15 protein-coding genes are annotated in these 17,885 nt (G+C 45.3%); 10 read left to right on the top strand and 5 right to left on the bottom strand.

The features are described 5' to 3' along the window. Positions 1-157 precede the first annotated feature (157 nt). From FXV78_RS16445 to FXV78_RS16425, 6 genes are all read left to right on the top strand, one after another. Complete coding sequence (locus tag FXV78_RS16445; protein WP_039959200.1) at positions 158-3,949, top strand: right-handed parallel beta-helix repeat-containing protein; 3,792 nt, start codon at positions 158-160, stop codon at positions 3,947-3,949. Between the two features lie 82 nt (positions 3,950-4,031). Continuing rightward, positions 4,032-4,199, top strand: a complete 168-nt coding sequence (locus FXV78_RS18025; RefSeq protein ID WP_004840274.1) for a hypothetical protein — start codon at positions 4,032-4,034, stop codon at positions 4,197-4,199. Between the two features lie 65 nt (positions 4,200-4,264). Continuing rightward, positions 4,265-4,624: a PadR family transcriptional regulator gene (locus FXV78_RS16440; protein ID WP_004840276.1), complete on the top strand. Its 360-nt coding sequence runs from the start codon at positions 4,265-4,267 to the stop codon at positions 4,622-4,624. Next, positions 4,621-5,286 carry an L-serine ammonia-lyase, iron-sulfur-dependent subunit beta gene (sdaAB, locus tag FXV78_RS16435; RefSeq protein WP_004840278.1) on the top strand — a complete coding sequence of 222 codons (666 nt, stop codon included), beginning with the start codon at positions 4,621-4,623 and terminating at the stop codon, positions 5,284-5,286. The genes FXV78_RS16440 and sdaAB overlap by 4 nt, the downstream gene beginning before the upstream one ends. 3 nt (positions 5,287-5,289) lie before the next feature. Continuing rightward, positions 5,290-6,159: an L-serine ammonia-lyase, iron-sulfur-dependent, subunit alpha gene (sdaAA, locus tag FXV78_RS16430; protein WP_004840279.1), complete on the top strand. Its 870-nt coding sequence runs from the start codon at positions 5,290-5,292 to the stop codon at positions 6,157-6,159. A 208-nt stretch (positions 6,160-6,367) separates the two neighbouring features. Beyond that, positions 6,368-8,995 (top strand): cation-translocating P-type ATPase, encoded by a 2,628-nt coding sequence (locus FXV78_RS16425; RefSeq protein WP_004840281.1) that lies wholly within the window; start codon positions 6,368-6,370, stop codon positions 8,993-8,995. Between the two features lie 60 nt (positions 8,996-9,055). On the opposite strand, the gene FXV78_RS16420 is transcribed toward FXV78_RS16425, so the two are convergent. Continuing rightward, the gene (locus FXV78_RS16420; RefSeq protein WP_004840283.1) at positions 9,056-9,814 is read right to left on the bottom strand and encodes a type 1 glutamine amidotransferase; all 759 of its coding nucleotides are present in this window, start codon (positions 9,812-9,814) and stop codon (positions 9,056-9,058) included. Beyond that, on the bottom strand, positions 9,811-11,178 hold the full coding sequence (locus FXV78_RS16415; RefSeq protein ID WP_004840284.1) for a Mur ligase family protein: 1,368 nt from the start codon (positions 11,176-11,178) through the stop codon (positions 9,811-9,813). The genes FXV78_RS16420 and FXV78_RS16415 overlap by 4 nt, the downstream gene beginning before the upstream one ends. Before the next feature lie 289 nt (positions 11,179-11,467). Here FXV78_RS16415 and FXV78_RS16410 point away from each other — a divergent pair, with 289 nt between their 5' ends. Beyond that, positions 11,468-13,867, top strand: coding sequence for a cation-translocating P-type ATPase (locus FXV78_RS16410; RefSeq protein ID WP_050785320.1), 2,400 nt, complete (start codon positions 11,468-11,470; stop codon positions 13,865-13,867). 89 nt (positions 13,868-13,956) lie between these two features. Here FXV78_RS16410 and FXV78_RS16405 read toward each other — a convergent pair whose 3' ends face one another. The 3 genes from FXV78_RS16405 to FXV78_RS16395 are packed head-to-tail and all read right to left on the bottom strand — an operon-like array spanning position 13,957 to position 15,311. Beyond that, a complete protein-coding gene (locus tag FXV78_RS16405; protein ID WP_004840287.1) occupies positions 13,957-14,484 on the bottom strand; it encodes a EutP/PduV family microcompartment system protein in 528 nt (175 codons plus the stop codon). A gap of 21 nt (positions 14,485-14,505) precedes the next feature. Continuing rightward, positions 14,506-14,934 (bottom strand): BMC domain-containing protein, encoded by a 429-nt coding sequence (locus FXV78_RS16400; protein ID WP_004840289.1) that lies wholly within the window; start codon positions 14,932-14,934, stop codon positions 14,506-14,508. A gap of 11 nt (positions 14,935-14,945) precedes the next feature. Next, positions 14,946-15,311 carry a BMC domain-containing protein gene (locus FXV78_RS16395; protein WP_004840290.1) on the bottom strand — a complete coding sequence of 122 codons (366 nt, stop codon included), beginning with the start codon at positions 15,309-15,311 and terminating at the stop codon, positions 14,946-14,948. Positions 15,312-15,497: 186 nt separating this feature from the next. Here FXV78_RS16395 and FXV78_RS16390 point away from each other — a divergent pair, with 186 nt between their 5' ends. From FXV78_RS16390 to FXV78_RS16380, 3 genes are read left to right on the top strand one after another with little or no spacing between them, the layout of a single operon-like run. Next, a complete protein-coding gene (locus tag FXV78_RS16390; RefSeq protein ID WP_004840294.1) occupies positions 15,498-16,328 on the top strand; it encodes an amino acid ABC transporter substrate-binding protein in 831 nt (276 codons plus the stop codon). A 13-nt stretch (positions 16,329-16,341) separates the two neighbouring features. After that, positions 16,342-16,989, top strand: a complete 648-nt coding sequence (locus tag FXV78_RS16385) for an amino acid ABC transporter permease (protein ID WP_004840296.1) — start codon at positions 16,342-16,344, stop codon at positions 16,987-16,989. A gap of 12 nt (positions 16,990-17,001) precedes the next feature. After that, entirely contained in the window at positions 17,002-17,760 is a 759-nt protein-coding gene (locus FXV78_RS16380) for an amino acid ABC transporter ATP-binding protein (protein WP_004840298.1), read from the top strand. Positions 17,761-17,885 lie beyond the last annotated feature (125 nt).

The raw sequence follows: 17,885 nt of genomic DNA, 5'->3' as shown, positions 1-17,885 counted from the left end.
TGAAGTACAGATTCATCGTTTTATATGATTCAGAAGTGATGGTTTTCATCACATCAGTAAAATGTATTCCAGTTATAGCAAGAAGTATACAGGAGAGATAGACGAAACGTCTGTTTTATTTTTGTACCCGAAAGGAGGGAGCAGATGGAGGAGAATGATGGCATTCGCGCTCCGCCGACAGTTGTCTGACAGCAGTAGGAAAAGAAATGGAGGTGTGAATATAAGAAGAAAGAATCGGAGATATCTGGCAGCAGGTTTGACTGTATTTTCCCTGTTGTTTGGCGGTTTGCAGGTATGGGCTGCCGAGGAGCCGGATGCCGGATGGGAAACAAAGATACAGAAAGAAGAAAAAAGTAACATGGAAATACTGATCGCTTCGGAGCAGCCTTATACATATTTGAGTCAGATGAAAGAGCGTATACAGTTTGTGGGGGCACTTTCTCTGGGAGAGCTTTATCAGCTGCAGGAAATTTTACCTTATCTGATGATCAAAGAACACATTGGAAAAGAAAGGGCTGCGTGGGATACCAAAATGTATCTGGAAGTGGTTGAGGAATGGAAAAGCCGGGAGGAAGCACTGATCAGTGAGGAAGAAAAGCAAAGCCTTACGGAAGCGCTTATAAAAATGCTTCCGGAAAACGGGCAATCTTATGTGATTGATGGAAAAGAAAGCCGGGTGGACAGTCTGCAGCGATATGGAGAGTTTTTGCAGACACAGGTGTCTTTTTCAGTGGAAGCATGCCTGGAAGAAATCCGAAACAGCAGAGCAGACGACAAAGAAGAGCCTGTTGAAAAAGAAGAAACATTGCCGGACAACGTGTCCAAAGAGCAGAAAGCAGAAGGCGCCTGCCGGATTGGAAATACATACTATGAGGATCTTTCGGCGGCTTTGCATGCAGTAAAGGATAATGAAACGATTTATATTGTACAGAGTCATACGATGAAGGATAGTTTTGTATATGTGGAAAAGACCAGAACGAGAAAGTTTCAGAATGTCCGGATTTTGCCCGAGGGCGGTCCGAGAACGGTCAGGATGCCGGACCGGCACAGGCTGGCATTTACAAAATCAAGTGTTGCGATCGGAAGTAAAGGAAGCGATCCATTGACATTTGATTTAAGTGGGACTTCCGTTCCGGATTCGGATAATTTGTATTGTGGTGCCATTTGTGCAAATAAGGGAAGTTCTGTGACATTTGAAAATTGCGTTTTTCAAAATGGAGATCAGCTGTCAAGATGGATGATTCACGGAGAATATGGTTCTGTAACAGTGGATCAGTGTAAATTTCAAAATTGCGACAATGGAGTGGGAGTTGTTACAGAGGCAAGTTCTGCATTCACGCCGACAGAAATCAGTTTTCGCGTGCAAAATTCTGTGTTTGATGGGATTGCGGATATCGGAGCGGTTCACTTTTCTATACATAGGGCCAATATCCGTGCCGAGATTCAGAACAATGTATTTAAAAACTGCCGGATCGGGATTGGCGGAATCCGAAGTGATGAAGCTCCATATACCGGACCGATAAGTGCACGGATTCAGGGAAATACGTTTCAGAACTGTTATATCGGGGAAAGCTTCAGTCAGGGTACTTCGGTTGCAGCTTCTGCGTTTCAGGTAAATGTGTCCAATGAGAGGTATCATGGATGGCAAAGTACTTCACAGCATCCGAATGTGGGAGATCTCTACTCAGGATGGTTCAGTACCGGATTTTGCAATTCCAATGTAGAAGCAAGTGTGAATGGATGCAGCTATGAGAATGGCGTCCATGGAATTGCAACGATGAGTAAAGGGCGCACGGTGGTTAATAATACGACTCTGGCAAGAAACAATGCAAAAGAAGCGAATACGGAACAGTGCGGACAGAAAGGAAACGGTGGAGGTATCTTTCTCAATGGAGGAACGATTATATGGAATAGCGGAACGATTTGTGAGAATCAGGCAGATCGGGGAGGTGCCATTTATTTAAAGGATGGGGAGATTCTTTTGAAAGACGGCAGTTTTTATGGAAATCGTGCACAAAACCGGGGCGGAGGAATCTACAATCAGAGTGGAACCGTGAAACAGGAAGGGGGAAATTTTTCCGCGAATACGGCAGAGATCGGTTCCGGTGTTTATCAGGATGGAATTTACCAGATGAGTGGTCCGGCATTGGTAGATGAAGGGAATGACGTATATCTGCCAGCTGAAAAATACATTGAGGTAATGCAAAAGCTTCAGTCTGTTCCTGCGGCAAGAGTTACACCGGACCGATATGAGAATGGCAGAATGGTCGTAAAGGTAAGTTATGGAAACCGTACAGGAAGTATGGAATGGGAGCGGTTTTTGCTGACACCACAAAGCAGATATTGCCTACGCCCGGGAGATTATCAGGATCGGCGTGCAGGTACTTTAAAAGAAGCAGTTACGATCAGCAGTGAATATACGGTGCAGTATGATAAAAACACGAAAGCACAGGTGGAACAGATGCCGGAACCGTCTGTCAAATACTGGTATGAGAAAGCAGCGGTTTCGGAACAGATTCCAAAATGGCTGGACGTACCGTTTCTGGGATGGAATGAAAATCAGACGGCGAAAGAGGGACAGTATCAGCCGGGAGAAAATCTTCCTGCTGAGAAAAATCAGGATCTGACGCTGTATGCAATCTGGGAGGACCGGGTATCGATCCGTTATCTGGGAAATCACGCAGAAGAAGGACAGGAAAAGTCGGAAATTGTTTCTTATGAGGATTGTCTCCAAAACGGATATCGGATTCAGAAAAATAAAGGCTATACAGATTATAAGAGGAACAGACATACATTTGCAGGCTGGGATCAGCGTGCGGATGTGGGCGCAAAAGAAGCGGCATTTCAGGAAAATCGCGAAAACAGAATTTCTTATGAAGAACTTCGAAAGATTGCTGCCAGTCAGAGAACCGAAACCGGGGAGAGCAGGGAAATGGCAAAAGTGGCATTGTATGCAATCTGGGACCGGGCTCCGGAGATTTCAGCACCGGATAAAGAGTACTTTGAAGGAGAGACCGTAAAAAAGGAGGATCTGTTGAAAGATGTTCAGAGTACGGATCGGGAAGATGGGGAATTAACTGCACAGATTAAGATCGTTCAGATTGAATATGCGCCCGGCAGACTGACAGAAGATGGAAAAGCGGATAAAGAGGTGAAAACATGGAAAGACGGAATGTCATCAGAAGAACTTCTGGATACGTGGTTTTTGCAGCTGGATAAAAAAGACAGCCCGGTCACACATAAAGTCGTATATCAGGTTACGGACAGCATTGGAAATATTACAGAAGAGTCCTGCAGCGTTAAGATCAAATATAATGAATTTCCGGTGATTGAAGCACAGGATCGCTATTTTACTCTTCAAGAGGCACAGCAGGGTGCAATTACGGAAGAAGTGTTAAAGACTCAGGCAATATTAGAAGGAAAAGTAAAAGCCAATGACACGGAAGAAGGAGATCTTTCTGAAAAATTGAAACTGCTCGATTTTCATCCGGAGGAATTTCAAAAATTTACGGATTCAGGGTATATCGTGTTGAATTGGCATGTTCAGGACAGCATGGGTCCGGATGGCAAAGGAAAAGAAACGGTTCGGCCGTTTACTGTGTATGTTGTCAAAGATGGAGAAATTTTAAAAGCACCGCATAAACAGAATGTTCGTTTTATCAGTGAAAAATATTATCGGATCAATGAGAATGTGGATGCAGACGCTCTGACAGAGGACGAAAAAGAAGCATACAGTAAAAACGGAGGACTTCATGTAGACTCCAAATGGTATCAGGAACAGGAGTATCAGGATGTGATCGAAAAAACATGGAAAAAGAATGGTGGAAAAGTATATCGTTTTACGCATGAGGATGCCAGAAGAGCGGAAGAATTTGTGGATACCCACGGAATCGGAAACAGTCGGGATGAGAATGCACTGGCGATGTTTGCAAATGAGTTTCTGAAATAAATTGACAATATCGAGTATCGATAATATAATGAATGTATAAATTATCGATACTCGATATTTCTTTTTGGGAGGAGGAAATCTCATGAGAACAAAGAAAAGAGTGTTTCGTAGTTTTGGATATCTGGAATGTGATGCATTTGCAGAATATCTAAAGGAAATGGCAGCATCTGGATGGCATTTTTCATTTCCGGAATTTACTACATCTGTTATGGTCAGAAAATTTTACGTCTTTCAGTGGAAGAACCTCTGACAAAAGAACAGATTCAGGTTGTGGAAGAACGACTGAAATTGAAAGAATAAAGAAGGGTGTGGACTATGGCAAGAGAGCAGTTTCAGACACTGACAGAGCCGATGTATTATATTTTGATCGCGTTATCCGAAGAATGCTGTGGAGTGGACATTATGGAAAAGGTGCAAAAAATTTCCGGCGGAAGAGTGAAGGTTGGTCCGGGAACGCTGTATACAATGCTGTCTAAATTTGAGGAAAATCAGATTATTTTCAGGACAAAAGAAGAAGGAAGAAGAAAGTCTTATGTGATCACAGAACATGGAAGAAAATTGCTGCAGGAAGAGCACGAAAGATTATGTATCATGCTGGCAGATTGGAATGGATATTTTGACAAAAACTTGCTATACTACAATAATAGACAAGAGAAGAAGGAGAACGAAAGATGAATATATTTGATATTCTCGGACCGGTTATGGTAGGACCATCCAGTTCCCATACTGCGGGAGCAGCAAGGATCGGCTATATTACAAGAAAGCTGCTGGGGAGCCAACCGAAAAAAGCAAGGATCGGATTGAGCGGTTCTTTTGCGGCAACAGGGAGAGGACACGGAACAGATCGTGCTCTGGTAGCAGGACTTTTGGGGATGAAACCAGATGATATGCGGATTCCGGATAGTTTTTCTGTTGCAAAACAGGAAGGACTGGAGTTTGAAATATACAATACACAGATTAAAGAAGCGCATCCAAATACAGCGCTTTTGGATGTAGAAGGAGTTGACGGAAAGACGATCGTGGTGCAGGCATCATCTCTTGGCGGCGGGAGAATTATGCTCAATGAACTGGATGAAATCACCGTAAACTGTACAGGCGCCTGTCCGACATTGATCATAAGAAACGAAGATAGCCCGGGACAAGTGGCAGAGGTGACTTCTGTATTATATGGAAAGAAAGTCAATATTGCCACACTTCAGCTTCACAGGGACAAGCGGGGCGGTTATGCGGTTATGGTGATTGAAACGGATCAGCCTGTAGAACCGGACACGATTCGGGATCTGGAACGTTTAAACGGTATCAGCAAAGTGACTTACATTGAGACAGAGGGGGTATAGCGGATGGCATTTCATTCATTAGAGGAGATTCAAAAATCCTGCCGGGAGAAGAACGTTTTGTTTTGGAGAGCGGTCCTTTTAGAAGATATGGCAGATCGATCTGTGACAGAGACGGAGTCAATGCAGTCGATGCAGCAGATGTGGACAGCGATGAAATCAGCGAGTGAGCAGTATGACAGGACACAGGTCTCTGCCAGCGGACTGGTCGGAAAGATGGGGGCGCAGATGGAGGAATACCGTCAGAGTAAAGAGCCGCTGTGCGGTCCATTTGTCTCAAAGGTGATCGCAAGAGCATTGGAGATGGGAGAATCCAATGCCTGTATGAAGCGGATCGTGGCAGCACCGACAGCAGGTGCATGCGGGGTGCTGCCGGCTGTACTGGTTCCCCTTTATGAAGAAGAACGGGTATCGGAAGATGAGGTGATCCATGCATTGTATACCGCGGCCGGTATCGGCCAGGTGATCGCATCCCGTGCATTTATTGCCGGAGCGGCAGGTGGATGTCAGGCGGAGATTGGAGCGGCATCTGCAATGGCAGCAGGCGCACTCGTGTTTTTACAGGGTGGAGATGAAGAGCAGATCTCACATGGAGCGGCCATGGCGCTGAAAAATCTGTTGGGACTGGTGTGTGATCCGGTAGCCGGTCTTGTGGAAGTACCCTGTGTAAAGAGAAATGTGATCGGAGCTGTCAATGCTTTATCATCTGCGGATATGGCACTGGCGGGAATTACCAGCAGGATTCCGCCGGATCAGGTGATCGATGCGATGAAGGAGGTCGGAGAGAGTATGCACGTCTCTCTGCGTGAGACAGGAGAAGGCGGAGTTGCCAATACGCCGGAAGCGCGGAAAATCAAGGAAAAACTGGGAATGTAGTATGGTTTGCAGAAAAAATCGTTGACAACAAAAGGAAAATGCTTTATAGTTTTCTTAAATAAAAGGGAGTAACCAGCGCTTATGGCGTGCACGATGTCGTCAATACGATGGAAAAGTTCATCCGTATCGTGATTAAATGGTGAGACTTTTGTTGCATACATAACTTGCAATAAAAGTCTCTTTTTTATTGCATAAAAGAAATGGAGGAATGAATGTGAAAAACTATTATCAGTTTTCTGCAGAAGAAGTCAAACAGGATATTAATGGAAAACAAGAGCCGTTGACAGCTGCGGAAGTAAAAGCACATCAGGAGAAGTTCGGACCAAACGAACTGGTAGAAGGGAAGAAAAAGACCACACTTCAGATCTTTCTGGAGCAATACAAAGATTTCCTTGTGATCATTTTGATCGCTGCAGCGATCGTCTCCGGATTTTTAGGAGATGCGGAGAGTGCCATTGTTATCCTGATCGTAATCACGATCAATGCGATTCTTGGTACGGTACAGACCGTGAAGGCAGAGCAGTCGCTGGCCAGTCTGAAAAAGCTCTCCGGACCGGAGGCAAAAGTATTGCGTGACGGAAGTGTTGTTCCGATTCCATCTGCAGAAGTAACAGTCGGAGATATCGTTATGCTGGATGCGGGAGATTATATTCCTGCAGACGGACGTCTTTTGGAGAGCGCCAGTCTGAAAGTAGACGAGAGTGCTCTGACAGGAGAAAGTCTTGGTGTAGAAAAAATGACAGATGCCATTGAAGGCGAGGTTCCGCTTGGAGACCGTACGAATATGGTATATTCCGGAAGCTTTGTCACATACGGAAGAGGTTCCTTTGTAGTAACCGGTATTGGTATGGAGACTGAGGTCGGTAAGATCGCAAGTCTGTTAAAGACCACATCTGAAAAGAAAACGCCACTGCAGGTGAATCTGGATCAGTTCGGACAGAAACTTTCCATCATCATTCTGGTGTTCTGTGGTATTTTATTTGGAATCAATGTATTCCGCGGTGGTAATATCGGAGATGCGTTCCTGTTTGCAGTTGCACTTGCAGTTGCAGCGATTCCGGAGGCACTTAGTTCTATCGTAACAATCGTACTTTCTTTCGGTACACAGAAGATGGCAAAAGAACATGCGATTATCCGAAAACTGCAGGCAGTGGAAGGTCTGGGAAGTGTTTCTATTATCTGTTCTGATAAAACAGGTACCCTGACTCAGAATAAGATGACAGTCGAGCAGTATTATGTCAATGAAACAGTGATTCCTGCAGATAAGATCGATGTGAAAGATTCTGAGCAGGAAAAACTGATGTATTTCAGTATTTTGTGTAATGATTCTACGAACGTAGATGGTGTGGAGATCGGAGATCCGACAGAGACAGCCCTGATCAATCTGGGAAGCAAGCTTGGTCTGGATATTCAGAAGATCCGTGGAGAATATCCGCGTGAGAGCGAAAATCCATTTGACAGTGACAGAAAACTGATGTCTACCAAGCACACGATTGATGAGACACCGATCATGGTTGTCAAAGGTGCGGTTGATGTCATTATGGGACGTACAGCAAGCATCCAGTGTGGAGATGAAGTGCGTGCCATTACTCCGGAAGATATTGAGAAAATCGAAGCACAGAATCAGAGCTTTTCAAGAGAAGGGCTTCGTGTTCTCGGATTCGCCTACAAGGCAGTATCTGCGGAAGAAGAGTTGTCTCTGGAAGATGAAAACAATCTGACATTCCTTGGTCTGATCGCTATGATGGATCCGCCGAGAGAGGAATCTATGGCAGCGGTTGCGGAATGTAAGAGAGCGGGTATTCGTCCGATCATGATCACAGGTGACCATAAAGTGACAGCGGCAGCGATTGCAAAACGAATCGGAATTCTGGAAGATGAATCAGAAGCATGTGAAGGTGCAGTGATCGATTCGATGTCCGATGAGGAACTGAAAAACTTTGTAGAAGGTATTTCTGTTTACGCACGTGTTTCACCGGAGCATAAGATCCGTATCGTACGTGCATGGCAGGAAAAAGGAAATATCGTAGCCATGACAGGAGACGGTGTCAATGATGCACCGGCACTCAAACAGGCAGATATCGGAGTTGCTATGGGTATCACAGGAAGTGAAGTATCAAAGGATGCTGCTTCTATGGTACTGACAGATGATAACTTTGCAACAATCGTCAAAGCAGTAGAGAACGGAAGAAATGTTTACCAGAACATTAAGAATTCCATTCAGTTCCTGCTCTCCGGTAACTTCGGAGCAATCCTGGCAGTATTATATGCATCTATCGCAGGACTTCCGGTTCCATTTGCACCGGTACATCTGTTGTTCATCAATCTTTTGACAGACAGTCTTCCGGCTATTGCCCTTGGACTGGAGCCGCATTCGAAAAAGGTAATGGATGAAAAACCGAGACCGATGAATGAATCAATCCTGACAAAAGATTTCCTGACAAAGATCGGAACAGAAGGTCTTTGCATCGGAATCACGACAATGATCGGATTTATGATCGGTCTGACGGGAGAAGGCGGAAACGCAGTACTTGCCAGCACAATGGCATTTGGAACATTGTGTACAGCAAGGCTGGTACACGGATTTAACTGTAAGTCTGATTATCCGGTAATTTTCTCCAAGAGATTCTGGAACAATATTTATCTGATCGGAGCATTCCTGCTTGGTCTGGTATTGATCACTTGTGTAATGACGATTCCGGCACTGGATGAAGTCTTCAAAGTACAGACACTGACCTTTACACAGTTGCTGATCGTATATGGTCTGGCACTTGTAAATCTTCCGATCATTCAGCTGATGAAAAAAATCAAACTGATGTTCAGAAAAAATAAATAAACAGGCAATGAAAAAGTCCCATTGGAAAGTTTGATCCAATGGGACTTTTTTCTGCCCTTTTCAGGTGTGACGTTTGATCGTCTCTTTTAATACATATTTTTTATCACTGTAGCGGTCTACAATATAACGGTTTGCTTTTTTCTCCAGATCGTCGGAAAGTGGAGCGAGGGTTATTTCTTCACCGTATTTGCGCTTCAGCGCCCGCTCTAACAGATAGTCACAAACCTGCGGATTCTTCGGAAGAAGAGGTCCGTGCAGGTAGGTTGCGATTACATTCTTGTATACAACGCCTTCATAACCGGATTTTCCGGTATTTCCCAGTCCGAAAAATACTTTTCCAAATGGAGTGTGATCTCCGATATAAGTGCGGCCTCCATGGTTTTCAAATCCTACAACAGGAGTGTCAAACAGCGGACTGTTCAGGATAATGTTGCGGATGAGACGCTCCGGTTCCCATTCGGTCGTGATATCCAGAATGCCAAGACCTTCGATCATCTTTTTATCGGTTTTATAATATTTGCCGAGCAGCTGATAGCCGCCGCAGACGGCAAGCACAACGCCGTTATCCTCTACATATTCTTTGAAATCCTTGCGAATCTCTTTTAGATATCCGCAGACGAGCTCTTGTTCTCTGTCAGAACCTCCGCCCAGAAGTACGATATCCAATTTGGAAAAGTCAATGTTATCTCCGGAGAGTACGGGAATGACTTCTGCCTCGATTCCGCGCCAGTTGAGACGTTTTCGGAAACACTGGATATTTCCGCGGTCTCCGTACAGATTCAACAGGTCGGGGTATAAGTGTCCAATCGTCAGTTTCATGCCTGTTCTCCTTTCTGTTCCTTTGTATTTTGCGCCAGTTCTTTGAGCATTCGGTTTGTGCGGTAAAGCCCGGAGTAGTTGACAATGATGTAGAGATTTTTCGTTCCGTTTTCGGTCAGCTCTTCAACACGGGAGCGCATATCATCAGTTGAAGTACAGTCGATGTCCTCATATTTGAGACGAAGCCCCATATCATGCTTGCGGGTTCCGCACGTTGTGATGGTAGCTGCATTGCTGTCTGCAAGATACTGGAAATCGACATCCCAAAGCCAGGAAACATCTTCTCCGTCCTGGTAGGTATCATTGATCTGAATGATAATATCCTTTGGTTTTGGATCTTTTAAGACGAGAGAAATCTTCTGCTGGAATCCGATCGGGTTTTTGGACAGGTGAAGCTGTACTCTGGCACCGTTGATCATCAGGATTTCTTCCCGGTTGTTTCCATAGTCAAAAGACTCTGCCATCTCTTTAAAATGTGCCATCGGGGCATGCATAGTATGCAGTGCCGTATAGGCAGCAAGGGTGTTGTAAATATTGTAAGGTGTCCGTACCGTAGAATCCAGGTGCAGATCTCCCATATCGAAGGCGTAGAGTTCGTCTTTGAGCGTGATCTGTGTGGCTGTAAAATCAGGATCCGGGCGCTCCCATCCGCAGTTCGGGCAGTGATAAATTCCAAGCTGTCCATAATGGAAGAAATCATACTGCAGTTTCTTTCCGCATTTTCGGCAGAAAATACTTTCCCGGATCTCAGAGCGGGAGATGTCATCAAAAATCTGTTCGCTGATCCCGTATGTCACAAACGGATTGCCGCTTGTTTCCGCCAGGGAATAGGAAAGAATATCATCGCAGTTGATGATCAGTGTCGTATCAGGGACACTGGTGACGGCTGTTTTCAATTTGTCAAAGGTAATATCTACTTCACCGAACCGGTCCAGCTGATCTCTGGAAATATTTGTCAAAAGCGCACAGTCCGGTTTTAACTGAGGGAGAACTCCCACAGATGCGATCTCATCGACCTCAATGCAGGCATAATCCGCATTCAGCTGTCCGTGCTTGTCTGTGGCCAGAACAAATGCCGAAATAATCCCGTTGAGCATGTTGGCTCCGGTGCGGTTGATGATCACGGTTTTTCCCTCGGCCTTCAATGCTTTGTATAAAATGGCATTGGTCGTTGTTTTCCCGTTGGTTCCCATGGTAACGATCGTCTTCTCCCGGATTTGGGAAGCCATGACGCTTAAAATATTGGGATCGATCAATCTTGCCACATATCCGGGGAGGGTAACGCCGCTTCCGCGGTTTAATTTTTTGATCAGGGCACTTGTCCCTTTTGCACATGTAATTGCAAGTCTGCTTCTTAATTTCATAGTAATCCACTATCATCCTTTTCTTTGAAATACTTGTATTATTATAAGGGAAATGGAGGAAGAAGACAAGGAATCTGCATGATTTTCCTGTTTTAGAAGAAGAGTTTTTGAAGATTTTCTAAAGTTTTCTGGAATCTACTGGAAAAACGCATTCAGTGTGTTAAAATGTAAGCAATTATACGAAACAAAGATCCTATCAGGATTGGACATACGGAAGGAAGCGAGAAAAATGCGGCAGAAAAAGCGTGGAGAAAGAAGAGTAAAACGAAGCATAGACGAAACGCAGACGATGGAGATCACACTGGAGAAGCGGATTCCCACCACAAGATACCGACCGGATCATCAGACGGGGCTGACTGCGCAGCAGGTGCAGGAGCATCGGATGCATGGGTGGACCAATCAGCCGGTGGATCCGCCGTCTAAGACTACAAAAGAGATCATTCAGGAAAATGTCTTTACCTATTTTAACCTGATCTTTCTGGTACTGGCAGTTCTGCTTTGCCTGGTCGGTTCCTTTCGAGATCTGACCTTTTTACCTGTAATTGTATTGAATACTCTGATCGGGATCATTCAGGAGACCAGGGCGAAAAAAGTACTGGATAATCTGACGATGCTCAATGCACCTCATGCAATGGTGATACGGGATGGAAAGAAGAGTCAGATCAATGCAGAAGATCTTGTGGTAGATGATATCGTAATCTTCGAAGCCGGAAATCAGGTGTGTGCGGATGCCGAAGTGTGTGCAGGAGAAGTGCAGGTCAATGAGTCGCTTCTGACCGGAGAATCGGATGAGATCACAAAACGAAAAGGCGATCAGCTGATGTCTGGAAGTTTTATTGTATCCGGACAGTGTCATGCAAGGCTTGACAAAGTGGGGGCGGATTCTTATATTTCCAGGCTGACACTGGAAGCAAAAGCTATGCAGAATACAGAACAGTCGGAGATGATCCGTTCTCTGGACAAGCTGGTCAAATGGGTCGGCGTTGCCATTATTCCAATCGGGATTATTTTGTTTATTCAGGCATTTGTATTTCAGGGCGAAGGGTTTCGATCCAGTGTGACGTCCATGATCGCGGCTGTGATCGGAATGATCCCGGAAGGGCTGTATCTGCTTGCCAGTGTGGCGCTTGCAGTAAGTTCGATCCGTCTGGCACAGAAAAAAGTATTGCTGCATGACATGAAGTGTATTGAGACGCTTGCCCGGGTCAATGTACTGTGTGTGGACAAGACCGGAACGATCACGGAAAATACAATGGAAGTGCAGGATGTGATTCCGACCAAGGAATACGAGGAAGGTGAGCTGCGCCCGCTTTCGGAGCTTCTGGGAGATTTTACGGCTGCACAGAGCAGTGATAATATTACCATGGAAGCAATGAAACGGTATTTTAAAATCGCATCCGGGAAGAAGGCTGTGGCAAAGACAGGATTTTCTTCCGCATCCAAGTACAGCAGTGTGACGTTTGAAGAGGCGTCCTATGTGTTGGGAGCACCGGAATTTGTGCTCAAAGAACAGTATGAAAATTATGAGGAAGCAATCAGTGCACATGCGTCCAAAGGAGCCCGCGTTCTGGTATTTGGAACAGCAAAAGAAGAACCGGATGGGAAGCCTTTGAAAGAAGCAGTCACGCCTCTGGCTTATGTACTGTTAGCAAACCCGATCCGTCAGGAGGCGAAAGAGACCTTTACGTATTTTGCGGAGCAGGGTGTGGAGGTGAAAGTTATTTCCGGGGACAATCCCCTGACCGTGTCAGAGGTGGCAAAAGAGGCGGGAATCGCAGGCGCAGAACGATACGTGGATGCGTCCACGCTTCATACGGAAGAGGAGATGCGGGCAGCAGTCCTGAACAATGCAGTATTTGGCCGTGTCACTCCGAACCAGAAGCGGAAATTTGTGCAGATATTGAAGGAAGAAGGAAAGACTGTGGCCATGACCGGAGACGGTGTCAACGATGTGCTGGCCTTAAAAGATGCGGACTGCAGTATCGCTATGGCATCCGGAAGTGATGCAGCGGCACAGGCATCCCAGCTCGTTCTGCTGGAATCGGATTTCTCCTGTATGCCGGAAGTGGTACTGGAGGGAAGAAGAGTCGTCAATAATATTCAGCGGTCAGCCAGTCTGTTCCTTGTAAAAAATATTTTCTCGTTCCTGCTGTCGCTGGTATCCTTTGTATTTATGTTTACCTATCCGCTGGAACCGTCGCAGATTTCACTGATCAGTATGTTTACGATCGGAGTACCGGCATTTTTCCTGGCACTGGAGCCGAATAAGAATATAATCAAAGGGCATTTCCTTACAAACGTATTCTTAAAAGCACTTCCTGCGGCACTGACTGATGTGCTGGCAGTTGGGGCGCTGGTCATATTCGGACGGACATTTGGAGTGAGTTCAGCTGATATTTCCACAGCAGCAACAATGCTGTTATCCATTGTAGGATTTATGATCCTGTACACGATCAGTGCACCTATGAATGTACTGCGCAGTGTGATCCTTGGCGGATGTATCGTGGGACTTCTGTTCTGCAGCATTTTCCTCAATGATCTGTTTGCGATTACAGGGATGACTACGAAGTGCGTGATGCTGTTTGTGGTATTTGCCATTGCGACAGAGCCGGTGCTGCGATATCTGACCTGGCTGATCGGAAAGCTGCGATTCTATTATAAGCGGCTCAGAGGACAGAAAGAAGTGTAGGAAGCGAACAGTCCGGATAGATTGTAAAACATAAAAACGAGATGCATCATATGGAAATGCATCTCGTTTTGTGTTTTACTGAAGTTTATTTAAATTCCATCCGGATATTCTACGCCATCCGGCAGAGGATCCCATTCATTCAGCCCCAGATGCTGTTTGAATTTTGCCTGTTCCATGGTAATCTTGACCGGATCTTCGGCAAGGTATTCCATCAATTCGTCAATTCCCTCCCGGGTCACGTTATTTACAAGAAAAATACGATCGCAGCCGGCATTTAAAAGCCACTGTTTTATCATAGGAACATTGGCATAGGGGGAATCGGTCTTGGTAATGATGCCAATCAGCGGCCGCAGGATAAACGTGCGCAGACAGGGACTAAACAGGTTGTATGGTTCATCCGCTGCCTGAACGATCCCGACAACGTCCGCTTCAAAAGAAAAGCATGCAAGACCGGCACCGAACTGTTTTGACTCCGCATATTCTCCCGGAGAGTCAATGGTATCATCCGCCGTAATCGTATATTGTGTTTTTTCATAGTGAAGCTCTTCCCCTTTTAATGCCTGTGTCAGGGAAGTCTTTCCGGCTTCACTTCTTCCCATCAAAAATAATTTTTTCATATCGTCATGTCTCCGGTCCTCTTAGTTTTTATGGATCTCACAGGTGCGAAATCCCAGATCTTCATGAAAAAATCGAACGACTTCTTCCACCGCAGTCTGTACCTGTGACAGACCGCCGGTTAAAATGAGGGAACCGCAGAAGCGATCCATAAATCCAATTTCTACATCGGCGCTTTTCATTGCCACATCCGCAGCAACGACAACTGCTTCCCATGGGGTAAAACGGATCAGACCAATGGATTCTCCGGTGTGATCCTCCCCCTCATGTACACCGATATGCAATCCCAGATTCTGATAAACAGGGGTCTGGGAAGTATTGATGATGTGAGCCAGACAAACTTCTTTGCCGGGAACACGAACACGTGTCATGCGCAGTTTTTTCCCTTTCAGATGCTCATAGTCATCATTGAAAATCTTTTCCAGAAGTTCTTCCTTTGTTATACGAGTCATGGTCACACTTCCTATCTCTTTGTAATATCACAAACGACATATCCCAGAGAATCTCTGAAAAAGGTTACCACTTCTGTCAGGGCAGACATGACGTCTGAAATCTCTCCTGTGATGATGAGTGTTCCTGTAAAACGATCTGCAAATCCAAGGTAAATGTTTCCGCTTTTTACTGCGATATCGGATGCGATGACAGCAGATTCCGGCGGCGTCATATTCATAATTCCGATAGCAGAAGAACGATAATCGACCTGTGGATTCAGACCAAGTTTCTGATATACGATCGGCGCCGGACCACCCATTACATGAGCAAAGGTGATCTCTTTGCCGGCTACGGTCTCCTGCACGATTCGGATCTGTTCTTCATGGTTGTTTGACATTTAAAAATTCCTCTCTTTCATAACATAAGTAAATGATACTATTTGTGGAATTTTCTGTCAAGGTTACATATCCTGTCACGATAAACATTGACAATGCCGGAAATATATGATACCATGAAAAACAGTTTAGTATAGTAAAGTGGTCAATCATTAGCATAATGACGTACAAACAGGGAGGAAACAAAGATGAAAAAGAAATTAGCGCTGATTTTGGCAGGGACAGCGATGGCAGCAATGGTACTGGCAGGATGTGGAGAAAAAAACAATGCATCCGGGGAAGATGCAAAGACAGCAGAAAGTGTGGAAGATAAGAAAACGTTTACGGTAGGATTTGATGCAGAATATCCGCCATACGGATATATGGACGAGAACGGAGAATACACAGGATTTGATCTGGAGCTGGCAGAGGCAGTCTGTAAACTGGAAGGCTGGGAGCTTGTAAAAAAACCGCTCAACTGGGATTCCAAAGACATGGAACTTAATTCCGGTTCGATTGACTGCATCTGGAATGGATTTACCATGAATGGAAGGGAAGACGATTATACATTTTCAACTCCGTATGTAGACAACAGTCAGGTGATTGTTGTGGCAGAAAAATCCGGTATTGATACCCTGGAAGATCTGGCGGGAAAGACAGTCGGTGTACAGGCTGCAAGCGCGGCACTGGATCTACTGCAGAGTGAAGAAGAAGGCGGTCAGAAAAAACTGGCAGATACATTTGGAGCTTTGAATGAGTTTGCAGATTACAACACCGCATTTACCGAGCTTCAGGCAGGCGCGCTGGATGCACTTGCAATCGATGTGGGAGTTGCCAATTATCAGATCAAGTCCAGAGGGGAAGGATATAAGATTCTGGATGAGACATTGAATACAGAGCAGTATGCGATCGGGTTTAAGAAAGGGAATCAGGAGCTGTGCGACGTAGTCAATGCGGATCTGAAAAAACTGACAGAAGACGGAACAGTTGCAAAGCTGGCTGAGAAATACGAGATTGCGGATATGGTGACTTTAAAATAAGAGGGGAAGAGACATGAGTTTTGATGTGATGTTGAGGCAAATGACAGCAGGATTCGGACAGACCTGCCTGATCTTTTTTATGACGCTGATCTTTTCTCTGCCTCTGGGGATGCTCGTATATTTCGGAAGGGTGAGCAGGATCAAGCCGATCAGCTGGATCGTGAAGATCTATATTTCGATCATGCGCGGAACCCCGTTGATGCTGCAGCTTCTGGTGTGGTATTTCGCACCGTATTATCTGTGGCAGATGAATATCGGCGGGTATAAGCTGACGGCGATCCTTCTTGGATGCTCTCTGAATTATGCGGCATATTTTGCAGAAATCTATCGTTCCGGAATCGAATCGATCCCCAAAGGACAGTATGAGGCAGCCACACTTTTAGGGTATTCCAGAGGGCAGACATTTTTCCGGATTGTGCTGCCGCAGATGGTAAAGAACGTGCTTCCGTCTGTGACAAATGAAGTGATCACACTGGTGAAAGATACGTCCCTTGTGTATTCCCTGTCTTATATTGAGATGTTTGCAGTGGCAAAACAGATTGCGGCGGCACAGACAACCGTACTTCCATTTTTTATTGCCGGTGTTTACTACTATATCTTTAACTATGTGGTTGCCGGAGTGATGGAATTATTTGAAAAAAAGCTGAATTATTATCATTAGGAGGTTTCCGGAATGAGTCTTTTGGAAATGAAACATATCAAAAAAGAATTCGGCGGGATGCCGGTGATCCGGGATATTTCGCTTTCTGTAGAGCAGGGAGAGATTCTGGCGATCATCGGCCCGTCCGGTTCCGGCAAGTCTACGCTGCTCCGCTGTGCGACGATGCTGGAGACGATTGATGACGGTGAGATTTTGTATCTGGGAAAAAGAGCGGCATGGGTGGAAAATGGAAAACCCGCTTTTCCGAAAAAGCAGGAGATGAAAGAGATTCAGTCCTGCTTTGGTCTGGTATTCCAGAACTTCAATCTGTTTCCTCATTTTTCCGTCATCAAAAATATTACAGATGCACCGATCCGTGTGCAGAAGCGAGAGAAAGAAGAAGTCTATGAGGAGGCGAAGAAGCTCCTTACAAAGATGGGACTTGCGGATAAGGCGGATGCATATCCGTATCAGCTCTCCGGAGGGCAGCAGCAGCGTGTATCGATCGCACGGGCACTGGCGATGAAACCGAAGATGCTGTTTTTTGATGAACCGACTTCTGCGCTGGATCCGGAGTTGACGGGGGAGATTTTGAAGGTAATTAAGGATCTGGCGGCAGAGCATATGACTATGGTGATCGTGACACATGAAATGAATTTTGCGCGGAACGTGGCTGATAAGATCATCTTTATGGATAAAGGTGTCATTGCGGTGGAAGGCACTCCGGAAGAGGTCTTTACATCAGAACATGGAAGAATGCAGGAATTTTTGGGGAAATTATCGGTGGAATAATATGGAGAAATGAGACAGGGAACCTTCGGCGGTAGCGGGAGGTTCCCTGTTTTGAAGTTCTGATTGTGATTATTTTGGTAAAATGCTAAAATAAGAGAAATAGTGCAGAAAAAGATCGAAAAGGA

Source organism: Mediterraneibacter gnavus ATCC 29149 (assembly GCF_008121495.1).
Taxonomy (GTDB): domain Bacteria; phylum Bacillota; class Clostridia; order Lachnospirales; family Lachnospiraceae; genus Mediterraneibacter; species Mediterraneibacter gnavus.
The sequence above is the reverse complement of the archived record's forward strand: the minus strand, read 5'-3'. Positions and strand labels throughout refer to the sequence as shown.

Excerpts from the sequence above, each read along its gene's own strand:
- FXV78_RS16445 (WP_039959200.1), top strand. The coding sequence starts at position 158 with ATGGCATTCGCGCTCCGCCGACAGTTGTCTGACAGCAGTAGGAAAAGA.
- FXV78_RS18025 (WP_004840274.1), top strand. The coding sequence starts at position 4,032 with ATGAGAACAAAGAAAAGAGTGTTTCGTAGTTTTGGATATCTGGAATGT.
- FXV78_RS16440 (WP_004840276.1), top strand. The coding sequence starts at position 4,265 with ATGGCAAGAGAGCAGTTTCAGACACTGACAGAGCCGATGTATTATATT.
- sdaAB (WP_004840278.1), top strand. The coding sequence starts at position 4,621 with ATGAATATATTTGATATTCTCGGACCGGTTATGGTAGGACCATCCAGT.
- sdaAA (WP_004840279.1), top strand. The coding sequence starts at position 5,290 with ATGGCATTTCATTCATTAGAGGAGATTCAAAAATCCTGCCGGGAGAAG.
- FXV78_RS16425 (WP_004840281.1), top strand. The coding sequence starts at position 6,368 with ATGAATGTGAAAAACTATTATCAGTTTTCTGCAGAAGAAGTCAAACAG.
- FXV78_RS16420 (WP_004840283.1), bottom strand. The coding sequence starts at position 9,814 with ATGAAACTGACGATTGGACACTTATACCCCGACCTGTTGAATCTGTAC.
- FXV78_RS16415 (WP_004840284.1), bottom strand. The coding sequence starts at position 11,178 with ATGAAATTAAGAAGCAGACTTGCAATTACATGTGCAAAAGGGACAAGT.
- FXV78_RS16410 (WP_050785320.1), top strand. The coding sequence starts at position 11,468 with ATGGAGATCACACTGGAGAAGCGGATTCCCACCACAAGATACCGACCG.
- FXV78_RS16405 (WP_004840287.1), bottom strand. The coding sequence starts at position 14,484 with ATGAAAAAATTATTTTTGATGGGAAGAAGTGAAGCCGGAAAGACTTCC.
- FXV78_RS16400 (WP_004840289.1), bottom strand. The coding sequence starts at position 14,934 with ATGACTCGTATAACAAAGGAAGAACTTCTGGAAAAGATTTTCAATGAT.
- FXV78_RS16395 (WP_004840290.1), bottom strand. The coding sequence starts at position 15,311 with ATGTCAAACAACCATGAAGAACAGATCCGAATCGTGCAGGAGACCGTA.
- FXV78_RS16390 (WP_004840294.1), top strand. The coding sequence starts at position 15,498 with ATGAAAAAGAAATTAGCGCTGATTTTGGCAGGGACAGCGATGGCAGCA.
- FXV78_RS16385 (WP_004840296.1), top strand. The coding sequence starts at position 16,342 with ATGAGTTTTGATGTGATGTTGAGGCAAATGACAGCAGGATTCGGACAG.
- FXV78_RS16380 (WP_004840298.1), top strand. The coding sequence starts at position 17,002 with ATGAGTCTTTTGGAAATGAAACATATCAAAAAAGAATTCGGCGGGATG.